This window comes from Amycolatopsis sp. SB7-3 (genome assembly GCF_041021335.1).
Lineage (GTDB): Bacteria > Actinomycetota > Actinomycetes > Mycobacteriales > Pseudonocardiaceae > Amycolatopsis > Amycolatopsis japonica.
Map to the genome: position 1 here is coordinate 145,267 of NZ_JBFPJQ010000002.1, position 23,018 is coordinate 168,284.

Annotated in this window: 25 protein-coding genes; 18 read left to right on the forward strand and 7 right to left on the reverse strand. The window is 69.8% G+C overall.

The features are described from left to right. Positions 1–38: 38 nt before the first annotated feature. From pafA to AB8M46_RS18900, 4 genes are all read left to right on the forward strand, one after another. Positions 39–1,397 (forward strand): Pup--protein ligase, encoded by a 1,359-nt coding sequence (gene pafA / locus AB8M46_RS18885; RefSeq protein WP_037337524.1) that lies wholly within the window; start codon positions 39–41, stop codon positions 1,395–1,397. Positions 1,398–1,477: 80 nt separating this feature from the next. Further along, positions 1,478–2,521, forward strand: coding sequence for an oxidoreductase (locus AB8M46_RS18890; RefSeq protein ID WP_038513860.1), 1,044 nt, complete (start codon positions 1,478–1,480; stop codon positions 2,519–2,521). A 12-nt stretch (positions 2,522–2,533) separates the two neighbouring features. After that, positions 2,534–2,875, forward strand: coding sequence for a helix-turn-helix transcriptional regulator (locus AB8M46_RS18895; RefSeq protein WP_037337530.1), 342 nt, complete (start codon positions 2,534–2,536; stop codon positions 2,873–2,875). Positions 2,876–2,945: 70 nt separating this feature from the next. Next, a complete protein-coding gene (locus AB8M46_RS18900; protein WP_394360974.1) occupies positions 2,946–3,809 on the forward strand; it encodes a TIGR03620 family F420-dependent LLM class oxidoreductase in 864 nt (287 codons plus the stop codon). On the opposite strand, the gene AB8M46_RS18905 is transcribed toward AB8M46_RS18900, so the two are convergent. From AB8M46_RS18905 to AB8M46_RS18915, 3 genes are read right to left on the reverse strand one after another with little or no spacing between them, the layout of a single operon-like run. After that, a complete protein-coding gene (locus AB8M46_RS18905; protein WP_394360975.1) occupies positions 3,806–4,504 on the reverse strand; it encodes an SDR family oxidoreductase in 699 nt (232 codons plus the stop codon). The two genes, AB8M46_RS18900 and AB8M46_RS18905, sit on opposite strands and share 4 nt — an antisense overlap. Continuing rightward, on the reverse strand, positions 4,501–4,953 hold the full coding sequence (locus AB8M46_RS18910; RefSeq protein WP_037337539.1) for an SRPBCC family protein: 453 nt from the start codon (positions 4,951–4,953) through the stop codon (positions 4,501–4,503). Before AB8M46_RS18910 ends, AB8M46_RS18905 begins: the two co-directional genes overlap by 4 nt. A gap of 32 nt (positions 4,954–4,985) precedes the next feature. Continuing rightward, positions 4,986–5,921, reverse strand: a complete 936-nt coding sequence (locus AB8M46_RS18915) for an NADP-dependent oxidoreductase (protein ID WP_394360976.1) — start codon at positions 5,919–5,921, stop codon at positions 4,986–4,988. 104 nt (positions 5,922–6,025) lie between these two features. Between AB8M46_RS18915 and AB8M46_RS18920 the strand changes: the two genes are divergently transcribed. From AB8M46_RS18920 to AB8M46_RS18950, 7 genes are all read left to right on the forward strand, one after another. Continuing rightward, positions 6,026–6,457, forward strand: a complete 432-nt coding sequence (locus tag AB8M46_RS18920) for a helix-turn-helix domain-containing protein (protein ID WP_037337545.1) — start codon at positions 6,026–6,028, stop codon at positions 6,455–6,457. A 9-nt stretch (positions 6,458–6,466) separates the two neighbouring features. Beyond that, positions 6,467–7,447 (forward strand): helix-turn-helix transcriptional regulator, encoded by a 981-nt coding sequence (locus AB8M46_RS18925; RefSeq protein WP_394360977.1) that lies wholly within the window; start codon positions 6,467–6,469, stop codon positions 7,445–7,447. Further along, positions 7,444–8,421: a helix-turn-helix transcriptional regulator gene (locus AB8M46_RS18930; RefSeq protein ID WP_394360978.1), complete on the forward strand. Its 978-nt coding sequence runs from the start codon at positions 7,444–7,446 to the stop codon at positions 8,419–8,421. The genes AB8M46_RS18925 and AB8M46_RS18930 overlap by 4 nt, the downstream gene beginning before the upstream one ends. A gap of 9 nt (positions 8,422–8,430) precedes the next feature. Further along, positions 8,431–8,640, forward strand: a complete 210-nt coding sequence (locus AB8M46_RS18935; RefSeq protein ID WP_037337549.1) for a bacteriophage holin — start codon at positions 8,431–8,433, stop codon at positions 8,638–8,640. A gap of 38 nt (positions 8,641–8,678) precedes the next feature. Further along, positions 8,679–9,011, forward strand: coding sequence for a Sec-independent protein translocase subunit TatA (gene tatA, locus AB8M46_RS18940; protein WP_037337552.1), 333 nt, complete (start codon positions 8,679–8,681; stop codon positions 9,009–9,011). Positions 9,012–9,106: 95 nt separating this feature from the next. Next, a complete protein-coding gene (gene tatC, locus AB8M46_RS18945; protein ID WP_037337555.1) occupies positions 9,107–10,075 on the forward strand; it encodes a twin-arginine translocase subunit TatC in 969 nt (322 codons plus the stop codon). A gap of 7 nt (positions 10,076–10,082) precedes the next feature. Further along, on the forward strand, positions 10,083–10,958 hold the full coding sequence (locus tag AB8M46_RS18950; RefSeq protein WP_394360979.1) for a diacylglycerol/lipid kinase family protein: 876 nt from the start codon (positions 10,083–10,085) through the stop codon (positions 10,956–10,958). Here the strand turns inward: AB8M46_RS18950 and AB8M46_RS18955 are convergent. Further along, positions 10,942–11,529, reverse strand: a complete 588-nt coding sequence (locus tag AB8M46_RS18955; protein WP_394360980.1) for a hypothetical protein — start codon at positions 11,527–11,529, stop codon at positions 10,942–10,944. The two genes, AB8M46_RS18950 and AB8M46_RS18955, sit on opposite strands and share 17 nt — an antisense overlap. A gap of 112 nt (positions 11,530–11,641) precedes the next feature. Here AB8M46_RS18955 and AB8M46_RS18960 point away from each other — a divergent pair, with 112 nt between their 5' ends. The 5 genes from AB8M46_RS18960 (at position 11,642) to AB8M46_RS18980 (ending at position 18,263) form a co-directional block, all read left to right on the forward strand. Beyond that, the gene (locus tag AB8M46_RS18960; protein WP_394360981.1) at positions 11,642–14,419 is read left to right on the forward strand and encodes a DEAD/DEAH box helicase; all 2,778 of its coding nucleotides are present in this window, start codon (positions 11,642–11,644) and stop codon (positions 14,417–14,419) included. Positions 14,420–14,640: 221 nt separating this feature from the next. Next, on the forward strand, positions 14,641–15,324 hold the full coding sequence (locus AB8M46_RS18965) for a DUF4333 domain-containing protein (RefSeq protein WP_394360982.1): 684 nt from the start codon (positions 14,641–14,643) through the stop codon (positions 15,322–15,324). Between the two features lie 41 nt (positions 15,325–15,365). After that, positions 15,366–16,565 carry a GNAT family N-acetyltransferase gene (locus AB8M46_RS18970; RefSeq protein WP_394360983.1) on the forward strand — a complete coding sequence of 400 codons (1,200 nt, stop codon included), beginning with the start codon at positions 15,366–15,368 and terminating at the stop codon, positions 16,563–16,565. Positions 16,566–16,599: 34 nt separating this feature from the next. Next, a complete protein-coding gene (locus AB8M46_RS18975; RefSeq protein ID WP_081975779.1) occupies positions 16,600–16,998 on the forward strand; it encodes a DUF4333 domain-containing protein in 399 nt (132 codons plus the stop codon). 44 nt (positions 16,999–17,042) lie between these two features. After that, positions 17,043–18,263, forward strand: a complete 1,221-nt coding sequence (locus AB8M46_RS18980; protein ID WP_394360984.1) for a GNAT family N-acetyltransferase — start codon at positions 17,043–17,045, stop codon at positions 18,261–18,263. Between the two features lie 280 nt (positions 18,264–18,543). On the opposite strand, the gene AB8M46_RS18985 is transcribed toward AB8M46_RS18980, so the two are convergent. From AB8M46_RS18985 to AB8M46_RS18995, 3 genes are all read right to left on the reverse strand, one after another. Continuing rightward, entirely contained in the window at positions 18,544–19,512 is a 969-nt protein-coding gene (locus AB8M46_RS18985; RefSeq protein ID WP_394360985.1) for a pirin family protein, read from the reverse strand. Continuing rightward, positions 19,509–20,453 (reverse strand): 5'-3' exonuclease H3TH domain-containing protein, encoded by a 945-nt coding sequence (locus AB8M46_RS18990; protein ID WP_037337579.1) that lies wholly within the window; start codon positions 20,451–20,453, stop codon positions 19,509–19,511. The genes AB8M46_RS18985 and AB8M46_RS18990 overlap by 4 nt, the downstream gene beginning before the upstream one ends. A 75-nt stretch (positions 20,454–20,528) precedes the next feature. Continuing rightward, positions 20,529–21,065, reverse strand: coding sequence for an NADPH-dependent FMN reductase (locus AB8M46_RS18995; RefSeq protein ID WP_394360986.1), 537 nt, complete (start codon positions 21,063–21,065; stop codon positions 20,529–20,531). Between the two features lie 118 nt (positions 21,066–21,183). Between AB8M46_RS18995 and AB8M46_RS19000 the strand changes: the two genes are divergently transcribed. Next, positions 21,184–21,762 carry a transcriptional regulator gene (locus AB8M46_RS19000; protein WP_037337583.1) on the forward strand — a complete coding sequence of 193 codons (579 nt, stop codon included), beginning with the start codon at positions 21,184–21,186 and terminating at the stop codon, positions 21,760–21,762. Further along, a complete protein-coding gene (locus tag AB8M46_RS19005) occupies positions 21,759–23,009 on the forward strand; it encodes an MFS transporter (protein WP_394360987.1) in 1,251 nt (416 codons plus the stop codon). Before AB8M46_RS19000 ends, AB8M46_RS19005 begins: the two co-directional genes overlap by 4 nt. Positions 23,010–23,018: the final 9 nt, after the last annotated feature.

The following is a 23,018-nucleotide window of genomic DNA, read 5'->3' on the forward strand; positions in this document are numbered from 1 at the left end:
CGCACCGTCAGTGGGTCCTCACCGCCTACTCTGGTGGGATGCAGCGGCGGATCTTTGGCATCGAGACCGAGTACGGGGTCACGTGCACCTTTCACGGGCAGCGCAGGCTCTCCCCGGACGAGGTGGCGCGTTACCTGTTTCGGCGTGTCGTGTCCTGGGGGCGTTCGTCGAACGTCTTCCTGTCGAACGGCTCGCGGCTCTACCTCGACGTGGGCTCCCACCCCGAGTACGCGACGGCCGAATGTGACGACCTCGTCCAGCTCGTCACGCACGACAAGGCCGGTGAGCGCATCCTCGAGGACCTCCTGGTCGACGCCGAGCGGCGGCTGGCGGACGAGGGTATCGGCGGCGACATCTTCCTGTTCAAGAACAACACCGACTCGGCGGGCAACTCCTACGGGTGCCACGAGAACTACCTGGTGACCCGTGCCGGGGAGTTCTCGCGGATCGCCGACGTGCTGCTGCCGTTCCTGGTGACCCGGCAGCTGATCTGCGGCGCGGGCAAGGTGCTGCAGACGCCGCGTGGCGCCGTGTACTGCCTGTCCCAGCGAGCGGAACACATCTGGGAAGGCGTCTCCAGCGCCACCACGCGTTCGCGGCCGATCATCAACACGCGCGACGAGCCGCACGCCGACGCGGAGCGCTACCGGCGCCTGCACGTGATCGTCGGCGACTCGAACATGGCCGAGCCGACCACGATGCTCAAGGCGGGCTCGGCGAACCTGGTGCTGGAGATGATCGAGGCGGGCGTCCAGTTCCGCGACTTCACGCTGGACAACCCGATAAGGGCCATCCGCGAGATCAGCCACGACCTCACCGGCCGCCGCCAGGTGCGGCTCGCCGGCGGTCGCGAGGCGTCGGCGCTGGACATCCAGCGCGAGTACCACGCCCGCGCCGTCCAGCACGTCAAGGAGACGGGTTCGTCGCCGCAGTCCGAGCGCGTCGTCGAGCTGTGGGGCCGGGCGCTGGAGGCGGTCGAGCAGCAGGACTTCAGCAAGATCGACACCGAGATCGACTGGGCGATCAAGCACCGGCTGGTCGAGCGCTACCGCAACAAGCACGACCTGGATCTGTCGAGCCCGCGGATCGCCCAGCTCGACCTGGCCTATCACGACATCCGCCGTGGCCGCGGCATCTTCGACCTGCTGCAGCGGAAGGGGCTCGTGCGGCGGGTCACCGACGACGGCGAGATCGAACTGGCCAAGGACACCCCGCCGCAGACCACGCGGGCGAAGCTGCGCGGTGACTTCATCGCCGCCGCGCAGGCCGCCGGGCGTGACTTCACCGTGGACTGGGTGCACCTCAAGCTGAACGACCAGGCGCAGCGGACCGTGCTGTGCAAGGACCCGTTCCGCTCGGTGGACGAACGCGTCGAGAGGCTCATCTCCTCGCTCTGAATTACTCCGTGAAGGCCATCTCGGAGGGCGCCGCGCGCTCTAAGGTGGCCTTCACGGATCTTCGAGGGAGAGGTGCGCCGATGCGCCGTGCGTTGCTGGTCCTGCTGGGAGCGGTCGTCCCGCTGGCGTTCACCGGCGTCGCGCACGCCGCGCCGGAGTGTCCCGATCCCGCGTGGGTGGAGACCCCGACGGGCACGGACGCCCAGCTTCGAGGGCTGTCCGCGGTGGATTCCCGTACGGCGTGGGTCAGCGGCAGCAGGGGCACCATCCTGCGCACCACCGACCGCGGCCGCACGTGGAAGCCTGTCGCTCCGGCCGGTACCGAGGCGCTCGACTTCCGCGACATCGAGGCCTTCGACGCCGAGCACGCGGTCGCCCTGTCGATCGGTCCCGGCGACGCGTCCCGGATCTACCGCACGGACGACGGCGGCGCGAGCTGGCGACTGTCCTTCCAGAACAGCGAGCCTGCCGCCTTCTACGACTGTCTCGCGTTCTTCGACCACCGGCGCGGTCTCGCGATGAGCGACCCGGTGGACGGCAAGTTCCGGCTGCAGTCCACTTCGGACGGCGGCCGCACCTGGAAGCCCGTCCCCGCCGAGGGCATGGTCCCCGCGCTCGACGGCGAGTTCGGCTTCGCCGCCAGCGGTCAGTGCCTCACGACGTCGGGTCCGCGTGACGCGTGGATCGCCACCGGCGGCGGTGCCCGCGCCCGGGTCCTGCATTCCGGCGACGGCGGGAAGACCTGGGAGGCGGCCGACACCCCGTTGCCCAGCGGCGCGTCCGCGGGCGTCTTTTCGGTGACCTTCCGGGATCCGCGGCACGGTGTGGCGATCGGTGGCGACTACGCGGCGCCGAACGCGCCCGGCCCGGCGGTCGCGCTCAGCGCGGACAAGGGCCGCACCTGGCGGACGCCGTCCGAGGCGCCGGTCGGCTACCGCTCGGGTCTGGCGTGGCTGGGGAACACGGTGCTCGCCGTCGGCCCCGGAGGAAGCGACGTGAGCCCGGACGGCGGGCGGCACTGGAAGTCGTTCGACACCGGCTCGCTGGACTCCGTCGACTGTGCCCGCGGTGCGTGCTGGGCGAGTGGGGCGAAGGGGCGGGCCGCTCGCCTCGGGACGGCCTAAGCTCGAAGGACTATGACCGCACAAGCCGAACCGGTCCCGCAGACCACCGAGCAGCTGGTCGAGGTGCTGAAGGCGCTCGCCAACCCCATCCGGCTCCAGGTGCTCGGGTGGCTGCGCGAGCCGGACCGCCATTTCCCGCCGGAGAAGGCGATCGCCGACCAGAACGAGGTCGGCGTCTGCGTCAGTCATCTCCAGGCCAAGCTGGGGCTCGCGCAGTCCACGGTGTCCGCGTACATGGCGTTGCTGCAGCGCGCCGGGCTCGTCGAGTCCACGCGGGTGGGGAAGTGGACGCACTACCGCCGCGACGAGCGGCGGATCGCGCAGCTCGTCGACCTGCTGGGGCGCTCCATCTGAACTCGCCGGGAATAACATATCGAGAATCTGCGATACTCCGATATGTTGGACTCGACCTGAGGAGAGACAGATGGAACTGGGGCGTTTCGGGATCTGGACGTTCGACTTCGAGGATCAGCCCGCGAGCATGCTGCGGGATTCCGTACAGGAACTGGAAGAACTCGGCTGGCCCGCGATCTGGATCCCGGAACGGGATGGGCGCGAGGCGCTGACCCACGCCGGATTCCTGCTCGCGTCCACCGAGCGGATGGCCGTGGTCAACGGGATCGCGCGCATCGGCTCCCGCGGCGCGCGCTGGACCCACGGCGCGGCACTGCTGCTCGCCGACGCGTATCCCGGCAGGCATGTCCTGGGGCTCGGCTTCGGTGGCGCGCAGCCCGGCGTCAAGCCGCTCGACGCGATGAGCGAGTACCTCGACGAACTCGACACCGTCACCAGTGCGAATCCGCTGCCCGAGGCGCCGATCCGGCGGCTGCTCGCGGCGTACGGACCGAAGATGCTCGGCCTGGCACGCGACCGGTCCGAGGGTGCGCACACTTACCACGTGACGGTGCCGCACACCGCTCAGGCGAGGGAAGTGCTGGGGGAGAAGGCCTTCCTCGGCGTCGAGCACGCCGTGCTGTTCGAAACCGATCCGGGGAAGGCGCGCGAGATCGCCCGCGAACACCTGCACGACTACCTGACGTCGGAGTACAACGTCGCCAAGTTCCGTCGTCTCGGCTACACCGAAGCCGACATCGACGGCGGCCGCGGCAGCGACCGGCTCGTCGACGACCTCGTGTTCTGGGGCGACCTCGACACCATCGTCGCGAAACTGCACGGACATCTCGACGCGGGCGCCGACCACGTCGGTGTCCAGGTCATCGGTGTCGAACCCGGCGAATCGGCCATGCCGCAGTGGCGGCGGCTGGCCGAGTCCCTGCTGCCGCGCTAGCGGAGCTGGCCGGTCGGGCGGACCACGATCTCGTTGACGTCGACCGAGGGCGGCTGCTCCAGCGCGTAGAGCACCGCCCTCGCGACGTCGTCGGGCTCCAGTTTCGGCTTGGACTTCGAGTCCTCGGGGATCATCGAGGTGTCGACCAGGCCCGGCTGCACGACCGTGACCCGGACGCCGGTGCCGACGGCCTCCTCGCGGATGGAGCCGGCGAGGCCGGTCACCGCCCATTTCGTCGCCGAGTAGAGGTTGCCGGGCCGGTGGTAGCGCCCGGCGACCGAGCCGGTGAGCACGAGGTGCCCCTTCGACTCCGCGAGCGACGGCAGGGTCGCCCGCGCGGTGAGGGCGGTGCCGTAGACGTTCGTCAGCACCATGTCCCGCCACTGTTCCGGGTCCGTGCCGCCGTCACCGAAGAACGAGACGACGACGCTCTGCCCCGCGTTGGCGAACACCGCGTCCAGCCTGCCGAAGGTGTCCTTCACCGTTTCGACCGCGGCGGACAGCGAAGTCCAGTCGGTGACGTCGGCCGCGAGCGCCAGCGCGCGATCATCGCCGAATTCGGCGACGAGCGGGAGCAGCGCCTCGCGGTCGCGGGCGAGCAACGCGAGGCGGAACCCGGCCGCCGCGGCCCGGCGTGCGGTGGCTTCGCCGAGCCCGCGGGAGGCGCCGGTGATCAGCAGTACTCGATCGGTCATGCCTCCAAACTAGGCGGCGTGTAGGTGTCCCACTCCGGCACCGGTTCGCCGACGAGCGAGGCGCCCAGCCGGTCGAGATAGAAATGCCAGCCTTTGACGATGTCCGAGGTGTCCCAGTCGGTCTCGGGCAGCAGGTGCACGAATTCGAGCACCGTTCCTTCGCCGCGCTCGGTCAAGGTCAGCTCGACCCGCCACGCGGGCTGATCGGTCACGCCCAGATCCATCACCAGCCGCTTCGGTGGATCGCATTCCCGGATGACGGCCGGTCCCGGTTCGGAACCCTCCTCCGCGGTCATCGTCAGCATGATCGTGTTGCCGACCCCCGCCTCGCCCGTCCACGGGCCGATCCAGCGGGCCGTCCGGGCGGGTTCGGTGAGCGCCGACCAGACGTCTTCGATCGGGTCCGGGTACTCGCGCCGGAGTTCGAGCCGGGTCACGTCGTTGTCCATGACGCGAAGATAACCGTGGACTTAATTAAGCGTCAACTTATGAGAACCAGTCGCCCCCGGAGCCCGCCCGCCGCCAGGCGTTCGTGGGCTTTCACCGCCTCGCCCAACGGCAGGGTGTCCGCGACCCGCAGAGCGAGCGTGCCGTCGTCGACCAAGGCCGCCAGCCCGGCGAGTGCGGTTCCGTCGGCGCGGATCCAGACATGCTCGACCGTGATGCCACGCAAGGGGATCGGCGCCGCCCCGGCCGCGAACACCACGAACCGGCCACGGCTCGCCACGGCGTCCAGGGCTTCGAGCCCGAGCAGGGCCGTGTCCAGTGCGGCGTCGACACCGCCGGGGATCACCGCCCGCACGCGATCGGCGAGGAAATCCCCACGGGGCACGAAAACCTCCGCGCCGAACCCGCGGACCGGTGCCTCGTCGGCGGAGCCGGCGACCGCGACCACCCGGAAGCCGCGTGCCTTGGCCAAGGTGACCGCGTAGCCGCCGACGGCCCCCGCCGCGCCGGTCACCAGGACCGTCGCTCCCGGCGGGAGATCGAGAAGATCGAGCGCCTGGACCGCGGTGAGACCGTTCAACGGCAGGGTCGCAGCCTCTTCGGGGGATGCCGTCCGCGGTGCGGCGGCGAGCGCGTCCGCGTCGAGGACGACGAACTCGGCGTACGTGCCGAGCGCCGCCGACGGCCGGTCCCTCAAGCCGATCACGCTGTCTCCGATGGCGAATCGGGTGACGTCGTCACCCACGGCGTCGACCGTGCCCGCCACGTCCCACCCGATCCCGAGCGCCTCACGCGGCGGGACGATCCCCGCCTCGGTCAGGAAACCCGTCCGGGTCCCGGCGTCGACCGGGTTGACGGCGGCCGCGGCCACCTTCACCCGCACTTGACCTGGACCCGGTGACGGCACCGGGACTTCGGCGAATTCCAGGACTTCCGGGCCGCCGAACCGGCGGACCACCACTGCACGCATCGTTTCTCCTCCAGGGATCGTTCCCGGGCGAACGTATGGGGAGTTACTCTCCATCGGGAAGTACGCACTTCGAGGTGCCCAACCCACACGGAGGTACGCGCACCGTGGTCACGCGCACGGCACAGGAACGGCGGGACGAGGAGAAACGGGCTTACGACGCCTATCTCGCGGCCTGCCCCGCCCGGAAACTGCTCGACGAGGTCTCGGGCAAATGGGTCAGTCTCGTCCTCGTGGCGCTCGGCGACGGGCCCCAGCGCTACAGCGACCTCTCCCGCCGGATCGCCGGTGTCAGCCAGAAGATGCTCACGCAGACCCTGCGGACACTGGAGCGGGACGGTCTGCTGACCCGCACCGTCACTCCGTGCGTGCCGGTGCGCGTGGACTACGAACTGACCGAACTCGGCCGGAGTCTCCGGCAGCTGCTGGCCGGGATCAAGGACTGGGCCGAGACCCGGTTCGACGAGGTGGAGAGCGCCAGGGATCGCTACGACGCGCGATCGGCGGCTGTCACCATCGGGTCGGACGGCGCGGGCTAGGGTAGCCGGGTGTCCACCGCACGCGCCGAACGTCTGGTCAACCTGGTTCTGGCCCTCCTGTCCACCCGGCAGTACCTCACCGCCGAGCGGATCCGGGGCATCGTGCCCGGGTACGCCGACGCGGCCAGCGACGAGGCGTACTTCCGCATGTTCGAGCGCGACAAGACCGAACTGCGCGAGCTCGGCATCCCGCTGGAGACCGGCCGCAACTCGGCGTTCGACGCGATCGACGGCTACCGCATCGCGCGGCGCGACTACGAACTCGGCGAGATCGACCTCGCGCCCGACGAAGCGACCGCGGTCGGGCTCGCCGTCCGGCTGTGGGATTCCCCGGAACTGACCGGTGAGGCCCAAGGCGCGCTGGTGAAACTCCGCGCCGCCGGGGTCGAGGTCGACGACCACGCCCCGACCGTCGTCGAGCCCCGCGTCCGGGCCGAGCCGGCGTTCGGCCCGCTGCTGGCCGCCGTCCAAGCCGGACAGGCGGTGCGTTTCGAGTACCGGCGCAGTGGTTCGGCCGAGCGCAAGATCCGCACCCTCGAACCGTGGGGCGTGGTGTCGTGGAAGGGCCGCTGGTACGTCGTCGGGCATGACAGGGACCGTGGCGCGTCCCGCTGCTTCCGCCTCTCGCGCGTGACGGGGAAGGTCGACGCCTTCGGGGAAACCGGCGTCGTCGAACGCCCGGAAGGGGTCAATCTGCTGAAGATGGTCTCCGCCAGCAGCGGCGAGGACCCGTCCGCGCCGACCATCGCCAGTGTCTGGGTCGCCGACGGCCGGGCCGCCGGGGTCCGCCGCCGCGGCCGGGTGGTCGGCCGCAGCGACGCCGGGGGAGAAGAAGGCGACCTCGTGGAGATCGAGCTGCACTACCCGGAATCCGCCGCGGACTGGCTCACCGCCCACGGCCCGGACGTCCTCGTCCTCGAACCCGAGGTGCTCGCGAAGTCGGTCTTCAGCCGTCTCGAAGCCATCGCGCACGCGGGTGGTGCCCGATGAGCGCCACCGGACGGATGCCGCGCCTGCTCGCGCTCGTGCCTTATCTCCTCGCCCGGCCCGGCATCAAGATCGACGACGCCGCCCACGACTTCGACGTCACGCCCAAGCAGCTGCGCAAGGATCTCGAGCTGCTGTGGATGTGCGGGTTGCCCGGTTACGGGCCCGGTGACCTGATCGACCTCTCCTTCGAGGGCGACACGATCGTCGTCACGCACGACGCCGGCATGAACCGCCCGCTGCGGCTCACCGGCGGCGAGGCGACGGCCATGCTCGTCGCGCTGCGGGCGTTGGCCGAGACGCCCGGAGTGGTCGACGCCGACGCCGTTCGCCGCGCCATCGCGAAGATCGAGGCCGCCGCGGGGCAGGCGCAGCCGTCGGGGATCGTCGTCGGCGGGGGAGTGCGCGAAGGCAAGAAGACCGCCGGGACGCGCGAAGCCGTCCGGTCCGCCCTCACCGCCAAACGTGCGCTGCGGATCCGCTACTACACCGCGTCGAAGGACGAGATCACCGAACGGACCGTCGATCCGATGCGGCTGCTCATCGTCCAGGCGGTCGGCTACCTCGAAGCGTGGTGCCGCCGCGCCGAGGGCGTCCGGTTGTTCCGGCTCGACCGCATCGACGAACTGACCGTGCTCGACGAACCCGCCGTCCCGCCGGCGCACGCCCGGCCCACTGACATTTCCGATGGTGTTTTCCGGCCGCGTCCCGATCAGCAGGAAGCCGTCCTCGTCCTCGATCCCGACACACGCTGGGTAGCCGAGTACTACCCCTGCGAGGAGCTCGACGAGCTCGACGGCGGGCGGCTGCGCATCCGGATGCGCTATGCCGACGAGTCCTGGATGGTCCGGCTGATCCTCGGCCTCGGCGGGGACGCGCAGGTCGAGAGCCCGGTCGCGCTGGGCGAGGCAGTTCGTCAGCGAGCGGCCGACGCACTGGCCCGGGCTCGTCACCTAACGTCAACCTACGAGCAGTAGGGTGACGCCGTGTCGTACCTGCCGAGCATCGCGCTCGCCGTCGCCGGGCTGATCCTGCTCTTCGTTTTGCTAATCAAATTACGCAGAGTCTTGCGCGTGCTCACCCATACGGTGAGCATGGTGGCTACGAACACCCGAAAACGGACAGGGCTCCTTCGTGCCCGGTCGGCCGCGCTCCGCGTGGCGATCGCGCAACGACGTGGGCTCGAAGACCGGTAACATCACACACGAGAGACTCGAGAAGGAGGCCGCAAACGATGAACGCGCTGCAGCCGTGGCACATCATCATCCTGGTGCTCGTCGTTGTTCTGCTGTTCGGCGCCAAGAGGCTTCCGGACGCCGCGCGGTCCATCGGCAAGTCCATGAAGATCTTCAAGGCCGAGACCAAGGACATGGCCGGGGACAAGGACAAGGCCGCCGAGACCGAAGAGGTCGAGACCAAGCAGCTGCCGCAGGCCACCACGCCCGCGCCCGCCGCGAGCGCGCAGGACAAGCAGGTCGCCGACCTCCAGCGTCAGCTCGACGAGCTCAAGAAGCAGCAGGCCGCCACGCCCGCTCCGGCCGAGCAGGCGCAGAAGAACGCCAGCTGAGCGGTCTTTAGTTAGCCAAGCGGAGCCTGTTCGCGGATGAGCGCGCCGAAGTACCGGCGCGCTCATGGTGGACCCTGACGAGAACGGACTGTCCAGTGGCGGATTCCGCCTCCGGTGAGGAGCGCCGCGGCACGAAGCGGCGCAAGCGCAGCCGTCGGAGCAACCCCGACGGCACGATGACGCTCATCGAGCACATCTACGAGTTCCGGCGCCGTCTGGGCTTCGCACTGCTCGCTCTCGTCGTCGGCGGGATCTTCGGTTTCATCTGGTTCCAGACCACGCTGGGCCCCGTCCCCTCGCTGGGCAAGTTGCTGGTCGATCCTTACTGCGCCATTCCCGCGGACCGTCGGTTCGGCGGGAGCGAAGGCGAGTGCAAGCTTCTGCAGACCGTGCCCTTCGAAGCGTTCATGACGCAGTTGAAGGTCGGTCTCGCGGGTGGCGCGGTCCTGCTTTCGCCGGTGTGGCTCTATCAAATCTGGGCGTTCATCGCGCCCGGCCTCTACTCGAAGGAGCGCAAGTACGCGCTCACCTTCGTCGCGTTCGCTTCGGCGCTCTTCGCCGCGGGCGCCGTGCTGGCGTACCTCCTCGTCCCGCACGCTCTCGAACTGCTGATGAACTTCGGTGGCGACCAGTTCATCACCGCGCTCACCGCGGACAAGTACGTCTCGTTCATCCTGTCGCTGCTGGTGATCTTCGGCGTCAGTTTCGAACTCCCCCTGCTCGTGGTGATGCTGAACCGCGTCGGCGTCCTGAAGTACCAGACGCTCAAGAAGTGGCGCCGCGGCCTGATCATGGTCGTGTTCGTCTTCGCCGCCTTCGCGACACCTGGTTCGGACCCGTTCTCGATGCTCGCCCTGGCGGGCGCGCTGGTGGTGCTCCTGGAGCTGTCCATCCAGATCGCGCGCTTCCACGACCGCAAGCTCGACAAGGAACGCGGCACCGAGGGCTGGGACCAGCTCGCCGACGACGAGGCCGCGCCGTTCGACTACACGCCGAGCACGATCGACGAGGAGCCGTCGGCCGCCACGAACGGCAAGCGCACCAGCACCGACGACGTCACCTGAACCGGGGATGCACGCGGCGCTGGCCGTCCACCCCGCCTCGGGTAACGGGGCCGCGGAACGGCTGATGGAGTCGGTCGCGGCGCGGCTGCGGCCCGTCGTCGACCGGCTCGACGTCCTCGTCGCGCACACGGTCGAGGAATCCCGCGCGCTGATGACCGACTCGCGCGCGGCCGGGCTGGACGTCCTCGTCGTGCTCGGCGGTGACGGTGCGGCGCATCAGGGCGTTCAGTTCTGTGCCGAATCCGGTGTCGCGCTCGGGCTCGTCCCCGCGGGCACCGGCAACGACTTCGCCAGGGCGCTGGACATCCCCGAACGGCCGCACGCCGCCGTCGATCTCGTCGCCAGGCGGATCGCGGAAGGGAAGCGGCGCCGAGTGGACCTCGGGCGGGCCGGTGGTGAATGGTTCGCCACCGTGCTGTGCTCCGGCTTCGACGCGCTGGTCACCGAACGCGCCAACCGGCTGACCTGGCCGCGCGGCCCGCGCCGCTACGACGTCGCGATCCTGGCCGAACTCGCCGCGTTCCGGCCCCGGCCGGTGGTGCTCCGCACGGACGTCGAGACCCTTGAACTCGACGCCACCATGATCGCCGTCGGGAACACCGCCTTCTACGGCGGCGGCATGCGGATCTGTCCCGGAGCCGATCCGGAGGACGGGCTGTTCGACGTCACCGTCGTGGGCAACGCGACCCGGCGGGACCTGCTCCGCATGCTGCCCGGTGTCCGCTCCGGCGAGCACATCGCGCATCCGGCGGTCCGGACCCTCAAGGCCGCCCAGATCCACTTGGCGGGCAGCGACCTGCCCGTCTACGCCGACGGCGAGCCGCTGGGCGGGCTGCCGATCGACGTCACCTGCGTCCCCGGAGCGCTCACCGTCGTCGGGTGAGCCCGGCGTAGTCACCCGCTCGCCACACCTGCCCGCGGAACGCCGCGGGCGGCATCAGGTCGCCGCGCGGGAAGAACACCCCGCCGCAGCGATGGCAGAACCACGCCTGCCGCCAGTACTCCAGCGCGTCCGGGATACCTCGCCGGATCCGCGCGTTGCGCCGTAGCCGGAGCACGAACAGCACGGCGAACAAGGCGACCAGCGCGAAGGCGCCGAAGGGGAAGATCGACGCTCCGATGACCTGCGCGACCCTGCCGTCTGCGGTCGGCGCGACGTTCTCGTCCAAGACGTCGTTGGCGAAGGCGAGGAACACGAACGCGGGGATCAGCAGGACAAGTGCGAGCGCCAGGAAGCACCCGCCGCCGCGAAGCACCGGATACGGGTTGAGCGACGCCGCGGTCGCGGTCACCGACACACCCGTGTGCGTCGTCGCGGTGTAGACCACGCCGTCACCGGCGGGGATGGCCGTCATACCGCCTTGCACCCGGTAGGTCGTCTGCCCGCTCTGGAACACCGCCGGCACGCTCTGCACCTGGTCGACCTGCGCGCACTGCGGGCAAGCGATCTCCATGGCGTCCCCTCTCGATCACGAATCCGCCCCTTGGATGACAGAGGCGTGGCGGCCGTTCCCGAGATCGTCACACCGAGTGCGAACTGTCGGTGGGGTATGGAACCCTGACGAAGTGGTCAATAGCCCTTCTCAGACCCCGGCCGAGGCCTACGCGGCCTCCCAGCGCCGCGCTCGATACCCCCAGCTGACCCGCTTCGCGGCCGAATCGTCGTTCGAGTTCGACGACTTCCAGGTCCGCGGCTGCGAGGCGCTCGAAGACGGTCACGGTGTGCTCGTCTGCGCGCCCACCGGCGCCGGGAAGACCGTGGTCGGCGAGTTCGCGGTGCACCTCGCCCTCGCCGAGGGGCGCAAATGCTTCTACACGACGCCCATCAAGGCGTTGTCGAACCAGAAGTACGCCGATCTCGTCGGCCGTTACGGGGCCGACGCGGTCGGGCTGCTGACCGGTGACACGTCGATCAACGGCAACGCGCAGGTCGTGGTCATGACCACCGAGGTCCTGCGCAACATGCTGTACGCCGGGTCTTCGACCATCGGCGAGCTCGCGTACGTGGTGATGGACGAGGTCCACTACCTCGCCGACCGGTTCCGCGGCGCCGTCTGGGAAGAGGTCATCCTCCACCTGCCCGAGCACGTCCGCGTCGTCGGCCTGTCGGCCACGGTGAGCAACGCCGAGGAGTTCGGCGAATGGCTCGTCGAGGTCCGCGGCGACACCACCGTCGTCGTCGACGAGCACCGCCCAGTGCCGCTGTGGCAGCACATGCTGGTCGGCAACCGGCTGCTGGACCTGTTCGCCGGCCAGGACGAACACGCGCCCGGCGCCGAACTGCGGATCAACCCCGGCCTGCTGCGCCGCACCGAGGAGATCGGCGGACGGTTCGCCCCGGCCGGATTGCGCGGACCACGCGGGCGGCGAGGCGCGCCGTCGCGGATGCCGCGGTTCCGGCCGACCTCCCGCACGGACACGGTCGAGCGGCTGGACAACGCCGGGCTGCTCCCCGCGATCGTGTTCATCTTCTCCCGCGCCGGTTGCGACGCCGCCGTCGGTCAGTGCGTCCGGTCCGGCCTCCGGCTCAACGGCCCCGAAGAGGTCGAGAAGGTCCGCCGGATCGTCGCCGAGCGCACCAAGGACCTGCCCGAAGGCGACCTCGGCGTCCTCGGCTACTGGGAATGGCGCGAGGCGCTCGAACGCGGTATCGCCGGGCACCACGCCGGGCTGCTCCCGGCGTTCAAGGAGACCGTCGAGGAGCTGTTCGTCCAAGGGCTGGTGAAGGTCGTCTTCGCCACCGAGACGCTCGCGCTCGGCATCAACATGCCCGCGCGCACCGTGGTGCTGGAACGGCTGGTCAAGTACAACGGCGAGGCGCACGTCGACCTGACCCCGGGGGAGTACACGCAGCTCACCGGTCGAGCCGGGCGGCGCGGGATCGACGTCGAAGGCCACGCGGTCGTCGTCTGGCAGCCGGGGATCGACCCTAAGCAGGTCGGCGGCCTGGCCTCGACCAGGACGTATCCGCTGCGGTCGTCGTTCCGGCCTGGGTACAACATGGCGGTGAACCTGGTCGCCCAGGTCGGCGCCGACGCGGCCCGTGACCTGCTGGAACAGTCGTTCGCGCAGTTCCAGGCCGACCGGTCGGTGGTCGGGACGGCGCGGCGGATCGAGCGGAACAAGGAGGCCCTGCGGGGCTACACCTCCGCCATCACCGGCGATTTCGACGAGATGCTGGAGTACGTCGACCTGCGGGCGAAGATCTCGGCACGGGAGAAGGCGCTGTCGAGGCAGAACACCTCCGCTCGCCGGGCCGGTACCGCCGAGTCGCTGGAGAAGCTCCGCAAGGGCGATGTCATCGCCGTGCCGGCGGGACGGCGCGCCGGGCTGGCGGTCGTCGTCGATCCGGGGCTCGACCCGATCCGCGAGCCGCGGCCCGTCGTGGTCACCGAGGACCGCTGGTCCGGACCGCTCTCGGTCTCGGACTTCCCGTCGCCGGTCGAGGCGCTGGGGAACATCAAGCTGCCGAAGCACATCGAGCTCCGCTCGCCCAAGACAAGGCGCGACATCGCCTCCAGTCTGCGCAACGCGGGAATCTCCTTGCCCGGCAGGCAAAAGCGCCGCGCCGGGGCCAATGAGGACGGTGAGCTGGCCGCGCTGCGGCGGGCGCTGCGCGCGCATCCGTGCCACGGTCTGGCCGAACGCGAGGCGAACCTGCGCTGGGTCGAGCGGTACCAGCGGCTCACGGCCGAGACCGAGCAACTGGAACGCAAGGTCGCCGCGACCACGCACTCGCTGGCGCGCGCCTTCGATCGCATCCTGCGGCTGCTCGGCGAGCGCGGCTACCTCGGCCCCGCGTCGAAGGGCGACGGCGAGGACCGGGTCACCGAACACGGCAAGCGGCTCACCCGGCTCTACAGCGAGTCGGATCTGCTCGCCGCCGAATGCATCCGGCACGACGTCTGGAAGGGCCTGGCCCCCGCCGAACTCGCGGCCGTCGTCTCGACACTGGTCTTCGAGGCGCGTCGGGACACCGCGGGGGAGCCGCGTCTGCCCGCGGGCAAGGTGGTCGACGCCTGGCAGGCGACCACGCGCCTGTGGATGGAGCTCACCGAAGACGAGCGGCGGCACAAACTGGATCGCACCCGTGAGCCCGACGCCGGTTTCGCCTGGCCCGTCTACCGGTGGGCGCGCGGCGAATCGCTGGAGAAGGTGCTCACCGCCGCCGAAGCGAACGGCCAGGAGCTCTCGGCCGGCGACTTCGTGCGGTGGTCGCGGCAGGTCATCGACCTGCTCGACCAGATCCGCGACGTCCTCGGCAAGGCGGATCCGGTCGGGGCGGCGGCTTCGGACGCGGTGAAGGCGTTGCGTCGCGGAGTCGTGGCGGCCGGCGGCGCGTGACCGGCCTCGTGAGTGGTGAGGACGGTTCTAACCGTCCGTACCACTCACGAGGCGTTGGGCTGACCGGCGGAACGGACGCGCCTCCGGTGTGAGCACGGTCGCGGGGAGTTGGCCCGACACCGGCCGGGAACAGTGGGCAGGGGCGCCGACCTGTGGTTGGATCGCCCACGACGGCCATGCAGGTCGGCCGGTGACGATGGCGGAACAGGCGGAGGCGAACGATGAGCACGCCGTATGGCGGCAACGACCCGCAGCAGCAGCCCCAGTGGGGGCAGCAGCCGGGCTACGGCCAACAGCCGGGCGGCGCTCAACCGCCAAGTGGCCCGCAGCAGCAACCGCAGTGGGGCCAGCAGCCGCAGTACGACCCGTCGCAGACCCAGCAGCAACAGCCGCAGTGGGGCCAGCAACCGCAATACGGCCAGCAGCCGGGATATCCGCAGAGCGGGCCCCAGCAGCAGCCGGGCTACCCGCAGAGCGGCCCGCAGCAGCAGCCCCAGTACGGGCAGCAGCAGCCCGGCCAGTACGACTACGGCCAGAGCCAGTTCCCGGGCACCCAGGGCGAGGCGCAGGACAAGCCGAAGTCCAAGAAGGGCCTCTTCATCGGCATCGGCGCGCTCGTGGTGATCATCGCCGCGGTCGGCATCCTCGGCTTCGTCACGCCGGGCTGGTTCAACACCCAGGTCTTCAACAACACCCAGATGCAGACCGACGTGCAGAAGCTGCTCACCGAGACCTACGGGATCAAGGAGATCAGCGCGGTCACCTGCCCCTCCGGCCAGGAGGTCAAGGACGGGGTGAAGTTCACCTGCACCGCCACGATCGAGGGCAAGCCGCAGGAGGTGCCGATCACCGTGAAGGGTGACACCGGCAACTACGAGGTCTCGCCGCCCGCCACCACCAAGTAAACCGCGGGCGCCGGGCACGGTCGATCCTGCATGATCGTGTCATGAGCGACTTTTCAGTGCGGCCGTTGCGGTCCGACGAGGAACGGGCCGCGACGGATCTGTTCAGGCGGGCCTTGCACGTCAAGGAGATGACCGACGAGGAATGGTCGGCCATCGCCCCGTCGATGCAGCCGGATCGCGGGTTCGGTGCCTTCGACTCGGAGCTGATCGGCACCCTCCGGTCCTTCGACTCGGAGGTGACGCTGCCCGGTGGCGGCACCACGCCGCTCGCCGCGGTCAGCCTGGTCGGCGTCCGCGCCGATCGCATCCGTCGTGGTGTGCTGACCGCGCTGATGCGTGCCCAGTTCGAGGATTTCGCCGCCCGTGGGGTTCCCGCGGCGATGCTGCACGCGTCCGAGGGCGCCATCTACGGCAGGTTCGGGTACGGTGTCGCCGTGCGTGCCAAGTCGATCGAGATCGACAAGCGCCGCGCCCGGTTCCGTCCCGAAGTGCCCGCCGGTGGGCAGATCTCCCTCCTCGATCTCGAGAGCACCATCGAGCAATGGCCTTCGCTCTTCGACGCGCTCCCGCGCACCCGGCCCGGCATGATCGCGCGCAGCCCGCATCTGTGGCCGGGCTACGAACGCGAAGTGCGACGGGCGACAACGCCGGTCACGACGGCGGTGCACAGCGGCGCGGACGGCGCCGACGGATTCGTCACCTACACCGTCGAGCGAGCCCACTTCGGCGACCCGGCGCGGCTGAAGATCCATTCCTTCCATTACGCGAACTCGGAAGCGTTCGCCGGGCTGTGGCGCTACCTGCTCTCTGTGGACCTGGTCGACCGCATCACCGCCGAGAAGCGGCCGCTCGACGAACCGGTCGAGCTGCTGTTCACCGACCCGCGTGACGTGGCGGTGAACAAGGTCCAGGACGAGGGCTGGTTCCGGTTGGTCGACGTCGAGACGATGCTCGGCGCCCGCACGTACCGGGGCGAGCCGATCGTCATCGAGGTCACCGATCCCTTCCTGGAACACAACTCCGGCCGCTATCGCCTCTCCGATGACGGCGCCGCCCGCACCACCGATCCGGCGGATCTCGAGCTGCACGCCGACACCCTGTCGATGGTTTACCTCGGCGGCTGGCGTCCCTCGGATCTCGCGTTCGCCGGACGCGTCCGCGCGACCGGGGAGACCGCACTGGAGCGAGCGGACCAGCTGTTCGGCACGCGGGTGAACCCCTGGTGCGGTACCTTCTTCTGACGTTGGATGATCACACCGGTGGGGGTGCAGAAGCTTGAGCAGGCGAGCCGTCGCGACGGTCGGTCTGTGTGGTGCCGCTTTCGCGGTGCTGGTGGCGTGTTCGGACACCCCGGCGCCCGCGCCGGCGACGAAGACCGTCACGGTACCGCCGACGTCGAGAGCTTCGTCGAGCGCGCCCGCGACCTCCGGCGGTTCGTCCTCCAACGCTCCGGGCAGGGTCTTCGACCCGAGGACGATGCAGGCGGACGTGCGGAAGATCCTCACCGAGACCTATCAGGTGCGAGAGGTCGGTGACGTGCTCTGCCCGTCGAACCAGAAGGTCGAGGACGGCAGCACGTTCACCTGCACCGTGCAGGTCGCCGGCGAGGGCAAGACCGTCACGATCACCGTCACCGGTGAAGACGGCCGCTACGAAGTCGGCGCCCCCGCCTGAAAAACCGGTTGGGGCTCCCCGGTCCGGACGGCAGGATCCACGGTATGAGCGAATTCCTTGTGCGTGCCGTGGCCGAAGGCGAACAGCGAGCCTGTCTCGACGTCCTGTCGGAGTCGTTGCACGGCAAGCCCGCCACGGACGAGGTCTGGGCGAAGATGGCTCCGTCCTGGACCGCCGCGGGCAAATTCGCCGCGTTCGACGAGCACGGCGCCCCGGTGGGGATCGCGAGTTCGTTCGACGTCGAGCTGACCGTCCCGGGTGGACAGAAGCTGGTCACGGCGGCCGTGGACGGTGTCGGCGTCCGTGCCGACTGGACCCGCCGCGGGATCCTCACCACGATGATGGCCGTACAACTGGAGGACTTCGCGGCGCGGGGTGTCCCGCTGGCCGCGTTGCATGCCTCTGAAGCGGTCATCTACGGCCGTTTCGGGTACGGCGCGGCGACCTTCGGCAAAGGCGTATCGATCGAACGCCCGCGCGCCCGGCTCCGGGACGGCGTCGGCCGGACCGGCGAGGTCAGGTTCATCACCCCCGACGAAGCGGTGGAGCGCGTTCCCGCGCTGTACCAACGCTTCGAGGGAGCACGACCGGGCTTCGTGTCCCGGCCGTCGGCGTGGTGGCCGGGCTTCTTCGAACGCGTGGTGAAGGGGGACGGCGGCTATCGGGTGGCGGTCCACAGTGGACCGGATGGTGACGACGGTTTCGTCGTCTACCAGACCATCGACGCGCGCGACCGGCAGGCGCCGGAGCGTGGGGCGATCCTGGACGTCCGTGAACTCCATGCCGCCACGCCACAGGCATGGGCGGGGCTGTGGCGTTTCCTGCTGTCGGTCGACCTGGTCTCGGAGGTCTCCGGACGGGGCCGCCCGCTGGACGAGCCGATCGCCGAACTGCTCACTGATCCGCGCGCGGTGAACACCACCGAGATCATCGACGATCTGTGGCTGCGGCTCGTCGACGTCCTGGCGGCGTTGCGGGCGCGCTCCTACGGCACAGCCGAACCCGTGGTGCTCGAAGTGCACGACAAGCAGCTTCCGGACAACAACGGCCGTTACGCCGTCGGCCCGGACGGGGTGGAACGCACGACCGCCGAGGCGGATCTGCGGCTGGACGTGGCCGCCTTGTCGTCGCTGTACCTCGGCCACGGGCTCTTCGGCGATCTGGCCCTGTCCGGGCGGGTCGAGGTGCTGGACGAGGCGGCGGTCGCCCGGGCCGACGCCCTGTTCCACACCGCGCGCTCGCCTTGGTGCGGAACGTTCTTCTAGGCACGCGCGCCCCTCGAAGTCCGTGAAGGCCCCTTCCTTGCGCTAGACGCAGTTAAGGGGGCCTTCACGTACTTGGGAAGGGGCCCTTCACGCGCATCCGTTGTGGCCGCTGGGGCTGGTGTTATTGCTGAGGCTGCGGTGGCGATCTTGTAGTCCGTGAAGGCCTCCTTGCCTACCTTCAGGGTAGGGAAGGAGGCCTTCACGGACCTGCGGCCAGTCACCCACATCCAGTAGGTGCCTGAGGCAGCCTTGGCCCTAACGGTCTTTACCGCTTACAGGGCTAGGACGGATTCCGCCGCGGTTTGATCCGCACCTGCGGCAACGTGGGCGCAGGCAGCCAAGCCGTGCCGCCTTGGTAGCCCTCCACCCGGCCGAACCGGTCCGCCTGCGCCTGCCAAGCCTCGCGGTACTCGGCGATGTCGTCATGGCTGCGGCCCACGAAGTTCCACCACATGACGAGTTCCTCGGTGAACGGCGTCCCGCCGAGCAGCAGCACCCGAGCCGGTTCGGTGCCGGGGTTCACCAGCTCCAACCGCGCGGCGCCGGGCGCGAGGTAGGCGAGTTCCCCGGTGCCCAGCGCGACTCCGGCGACGGTGACGGAGCCGATGTCCTGCAGGACACCGTGTTCGAAGGCCGGATCGACGTCGAGGGCCAAGGTCGCACCGGGCTCGACGGTGAGTTCGGCGCCCAGCAGGGGAGTGAACGCCGGGACCGGCGAGGTGGTCCCGGCGAGGCTGCCCAGGAACACCCGCGCCGTGGCGCCGGGCAGATCGAGCAGCGGCGGCGCGTAGTGCCGGAAATCCCGTGCGGTGTCGCGATGTTCGTCCGGCAGCGCGATCCAGAGCTGGACTCCGTGCAGGGTCGAAGTGTCCGGAGTGGACACTTCCGAATGCGCGATACCGTGCCCGGCGGTCATCAGGTTGAGTTCGCCGGGCCGCACCATGGCGTGGGTGCCGATGCTGTCGCGGTGCTCGATCTCGCCGCTGAACAGCCAGCTCGCGGTCTGCAATCCGGTGTGCGGATGCGGTGCGACGTCCATCCCGCCGGACGCCGAAACGTCCTGCGGGCCGTAGTGGTCGGCGAAGCACCACGCGCCGATCAGCGATCGCTGCCGCTGCGGAAGTGTCCGGCGGACCCGGATCGCCCGCGGGCCGCCGAGCGGGACGTCGCGCGGGGTCAGCACGGTGACGCCTTCGCCCGGCCGCTCTGAGCACAGCAGCTCGGCCGGGTCGGCCTCGGTGTTGCTCATGACTTCGGGAGCGCGGCCAGCAGACGCTCCACCGAACGGCCGAGATTCCAGCGTTCCGCGAGTTCCGCGACCTTGTCCGGGTCGGCTGGCTCGGACGGGACGATGTCCGGGCGGGACTGCTCGACCGGCGCGTCGGCGGCGACCCGGACGACGGTCGGGGCCACCGCGAGGTAGTCCGCGGCGTCGGTCAGCCGCAGCCGGGTCTTGAGCGGAACCCGCGAGTCGCCCGCGTTCGACGCCTCGATCAGCTCCTGCAGCGAACCGAACTGGGTGATCAGCTTCGCCGCGGTCTTCTCGCCGATCCCGGCGACACCGGGCAGCCCGTCCGACGGGTCGCCGCGCAGCGCGGCCATGTCGGCGTACCCGGGGCCGGCGTTCCCGGCCGGGATCCCGTACTTCTCGGCGATCTCGTCCGGGCCGAGGACTTCGGCCTTGTTCCAGCCCTTGCCGACGTAGATGACCACAGTGGACGTCGGCTCGTGACGCACCAGCTGGAACAGGTCGCGGTCGCCGGTGATGACCTCGACCGGGGACTCCTGTTCGCGGATCGCGAGGGCGCCGATGACGTCGTCGGCCTCGTAGCCGTCCGCCTCGGCCGTCGCGATGCCGAAGGCCTCCAGCAGTTCGAGGATGATCGGCACCTGCGGGGTCAGGGTGTCCGGCACCTCTTCGACGTCGCTGCCTTCCGGGACCTCTTCGGCCACCCGGTGCGCCTTGTAGCTGGGCAGCAGATCGGTGCGGAACTTCGGCCGCCAGTCGGCGTCGAGACACGCCACGAGCCGCGAAGGGCGACGGTCGACGAGGATCCGGGCGATCGTGTCGGTGAACCCGCGCACGGCGTTGACCGGTGTCCCGTCCGGGGCGGTCATCGAATCGGGCAGTGCGTAGAACGAGCGGAAGTAGAGGCTCGCGGAATCGAGGAGAGCGAGTGGTCCGGTCACGCGGACAGCCTGCCATGTTCCGCCCCGGATGTCCGTGAAGGACCCGACCCCCAGCCGAGTCCTCCACGGACCCCGTCAGGCCGCGTAGGGCCGCACCTGGCGTGCGTCGCGGAGGGCGTTGGCCCACCAGTTCAGCTGGTCCAGCAGCGTGGTGGCCGCGGCGGACGCGCCTTCGAAGTCGTCGTGCGCGCCGTCCGGGCCGAAGTGGTTCCAGGCGTACGGGAAGCTCACGGTCTCGCGGATGGTGGCGGCGTGGAGCTCGGCGAAGACCGGGCGCAGGTGCTCCACCGCGCGCAGGCCGCCCGAGATACCGCCGTAGGAAACGAAGGCGACCGGTTTGCCGTGCCATTCGGGGCCGGTGGCGTCGAGCGCGGTCTTGAGCGGGCCGGGGTAGCTGTGGTTGTACTCGGGGACGATCACGACGACGGCGTCCGCGCCGGCGACGCCGGGGGAGAGGTCGCCTGGGGCTTCGGCGAGGTCGATGACGGACAGGGTGACGTCGTCGCGCTGTTTGGCGCGGTCGAGGAACCAGTTCGCGACGACGGGGGCGAAGCGGCCCTCGCGGACGCTGCTGATCACGACGGCGAGCTGGTAAGGCGAGTTCGTTGTCATGGCACAGACCGTAAAACCTAGAGTTAAGTTGAAGTCAAACTCCAGAATCGCCGCATACTGGGAACTAATCGCAGAGAAGTCTTTGCAAAGAGTCCTCTGCGGTCGTAGGGTGATGGGTATGGGGAAGACCGAGCGCTATCTCGCGCGGGTCGACGGCCGCATCTTGCGGGCGTTGTCGCATCCGTTGCGGGTCGAGATCCTGGAATTGCTGCGAGAGGACGGTCCGGCGACGGCGTCCGGGCTGGCGAAGCGGGTGGGGGAGAGTTCCGGGACCACGAGCTGGCATCTGCGCCAGCTGGCCGAATCCGGGCTGATCGCCGAGGACACCGAACGCGGCAGCAGGCGCGACAGGTGGTGGAAGGCGGTGCACGAAGGCGATCAGATGAGCGCCGCGGATTTCATCGACGATCCCGACTTGGCCGGTCCGCTCAACGCGTACGCGCACACCATGATCGAGCGGCGATACGCCGCCGAATCGCAGTTCGTGGCCGAAGTGCGGGACTGGGCCGACGACTGGATCGACAAGGTCAACTTCCACGACTCGTCGCTCCCGCTGACGCCCGGCGAGGCGGCCGCGTTGAGCGACGAAATCCTCGAGGTGATCAGCCGCTATCGCCGTCCGGAGAAGGACGGCGACACCCCGGTCCGGGTGCATTGGGCCGCGTTCCCGAGGAAAACCCGGCCGGAGACGCCATGAGCCGGATGCCACTGGGGGCCCTGGTCGTGGCGTCGGGGTTCTCCTCGGCCGGGGTGATGATGACGTTGCTCGCGATTCCCTGGTTCGTCCTGCAGAGCACCGGGAGCGGTACCAAGACCGGCATCGTCACCGCTGCCGAGGTGCTGGGCCTGATGGTCGCCGCGTTGCTGGGCGGGCCGGTCGTGGACCGGGTCGGCACGCGCCGGGCCAGCGTCGGCGCGGATCTGCTGACCACGGTGACGGTGCTCCTGATCCCCCTCGCGATGGCCACCACCGGACTCAGCCTGCCCGGACTCATCGCGTTGTCGTTCGTGATGGGTGTTTCCCGCGGCCCCGCCGACACGGCCAAGCAGGTGCTGCTTCCCGGCGTCGCCGAACTCGGCGATGTCCGCGTGAGCCGGGCGGCGAGTGCCGTCGAGGCGGCGATGAGGACCGGCAGGATGGTGGGCGGACCCGCCGCCGGCGCCTTGATCGCGCTGATCGGGCCCATTCCGGTCCTGTTCGTGGACGCGGGCACGCTCGTGCTGTCCTCGGCGCTGGTGTTCGCGCTCATCCCGGTCGCGGCCGGTCCGCCGAGGCCGCCATCGGGCGGCTATCTCAAGCAACTGCGCGAAGGACTGGGATACGTCAAACGCGACGCGGTGCTGCGGGCGATCGTCGGCATGCTGATGCTCACCAACAGCCTCGACTTCGGGCTGCTCGGCGTCCTGTATCCGGCTTACGGCGACCAAGTCCTGCACAGCACCGCGCTGATCGGGGCCATGATCACCGCCGTCGCGGTCGGCGCGCTCATCGGCTCGGCGCTCTACGGCTGGGCGGGCCACCGCCTTTCGCGGCGGACGGCGATCATCGTCGCCGTCGGTATCGAAGGCGCGCCGAGATTCGCCTTGCTCGCGCTGGAACCGGCACCGGCCGTCTTGCTCGTCGGTCTGGTGGTCGCCGGGACCGGGGCGGGCGCGCTCAATCCGATCCTGCTCCCCGTGGTGTACGAACGGGTTCCCGAAGCCGTCCGCGGCCGCGTGCTCAGCCTTCTCGTGGGCGGGGTGCTCGCCGCGATGCCGCTCGGTTCGATGGCGGCCGGGTTGCTGCTGGATGGGATCGGGCTCGTCGGCGCGCTCGCCGTGTTCGGTGGTCTGTACCTGATCGCCGGTACGTTCCCGGCGATCTTCCGGGTTTGGCGCGGACTCGACGATCCCGCCCCGATCGGGGGTGACCGGCCGGTGAGCCAAGGGGCGCGGACCGACTAGGCTCGCCAT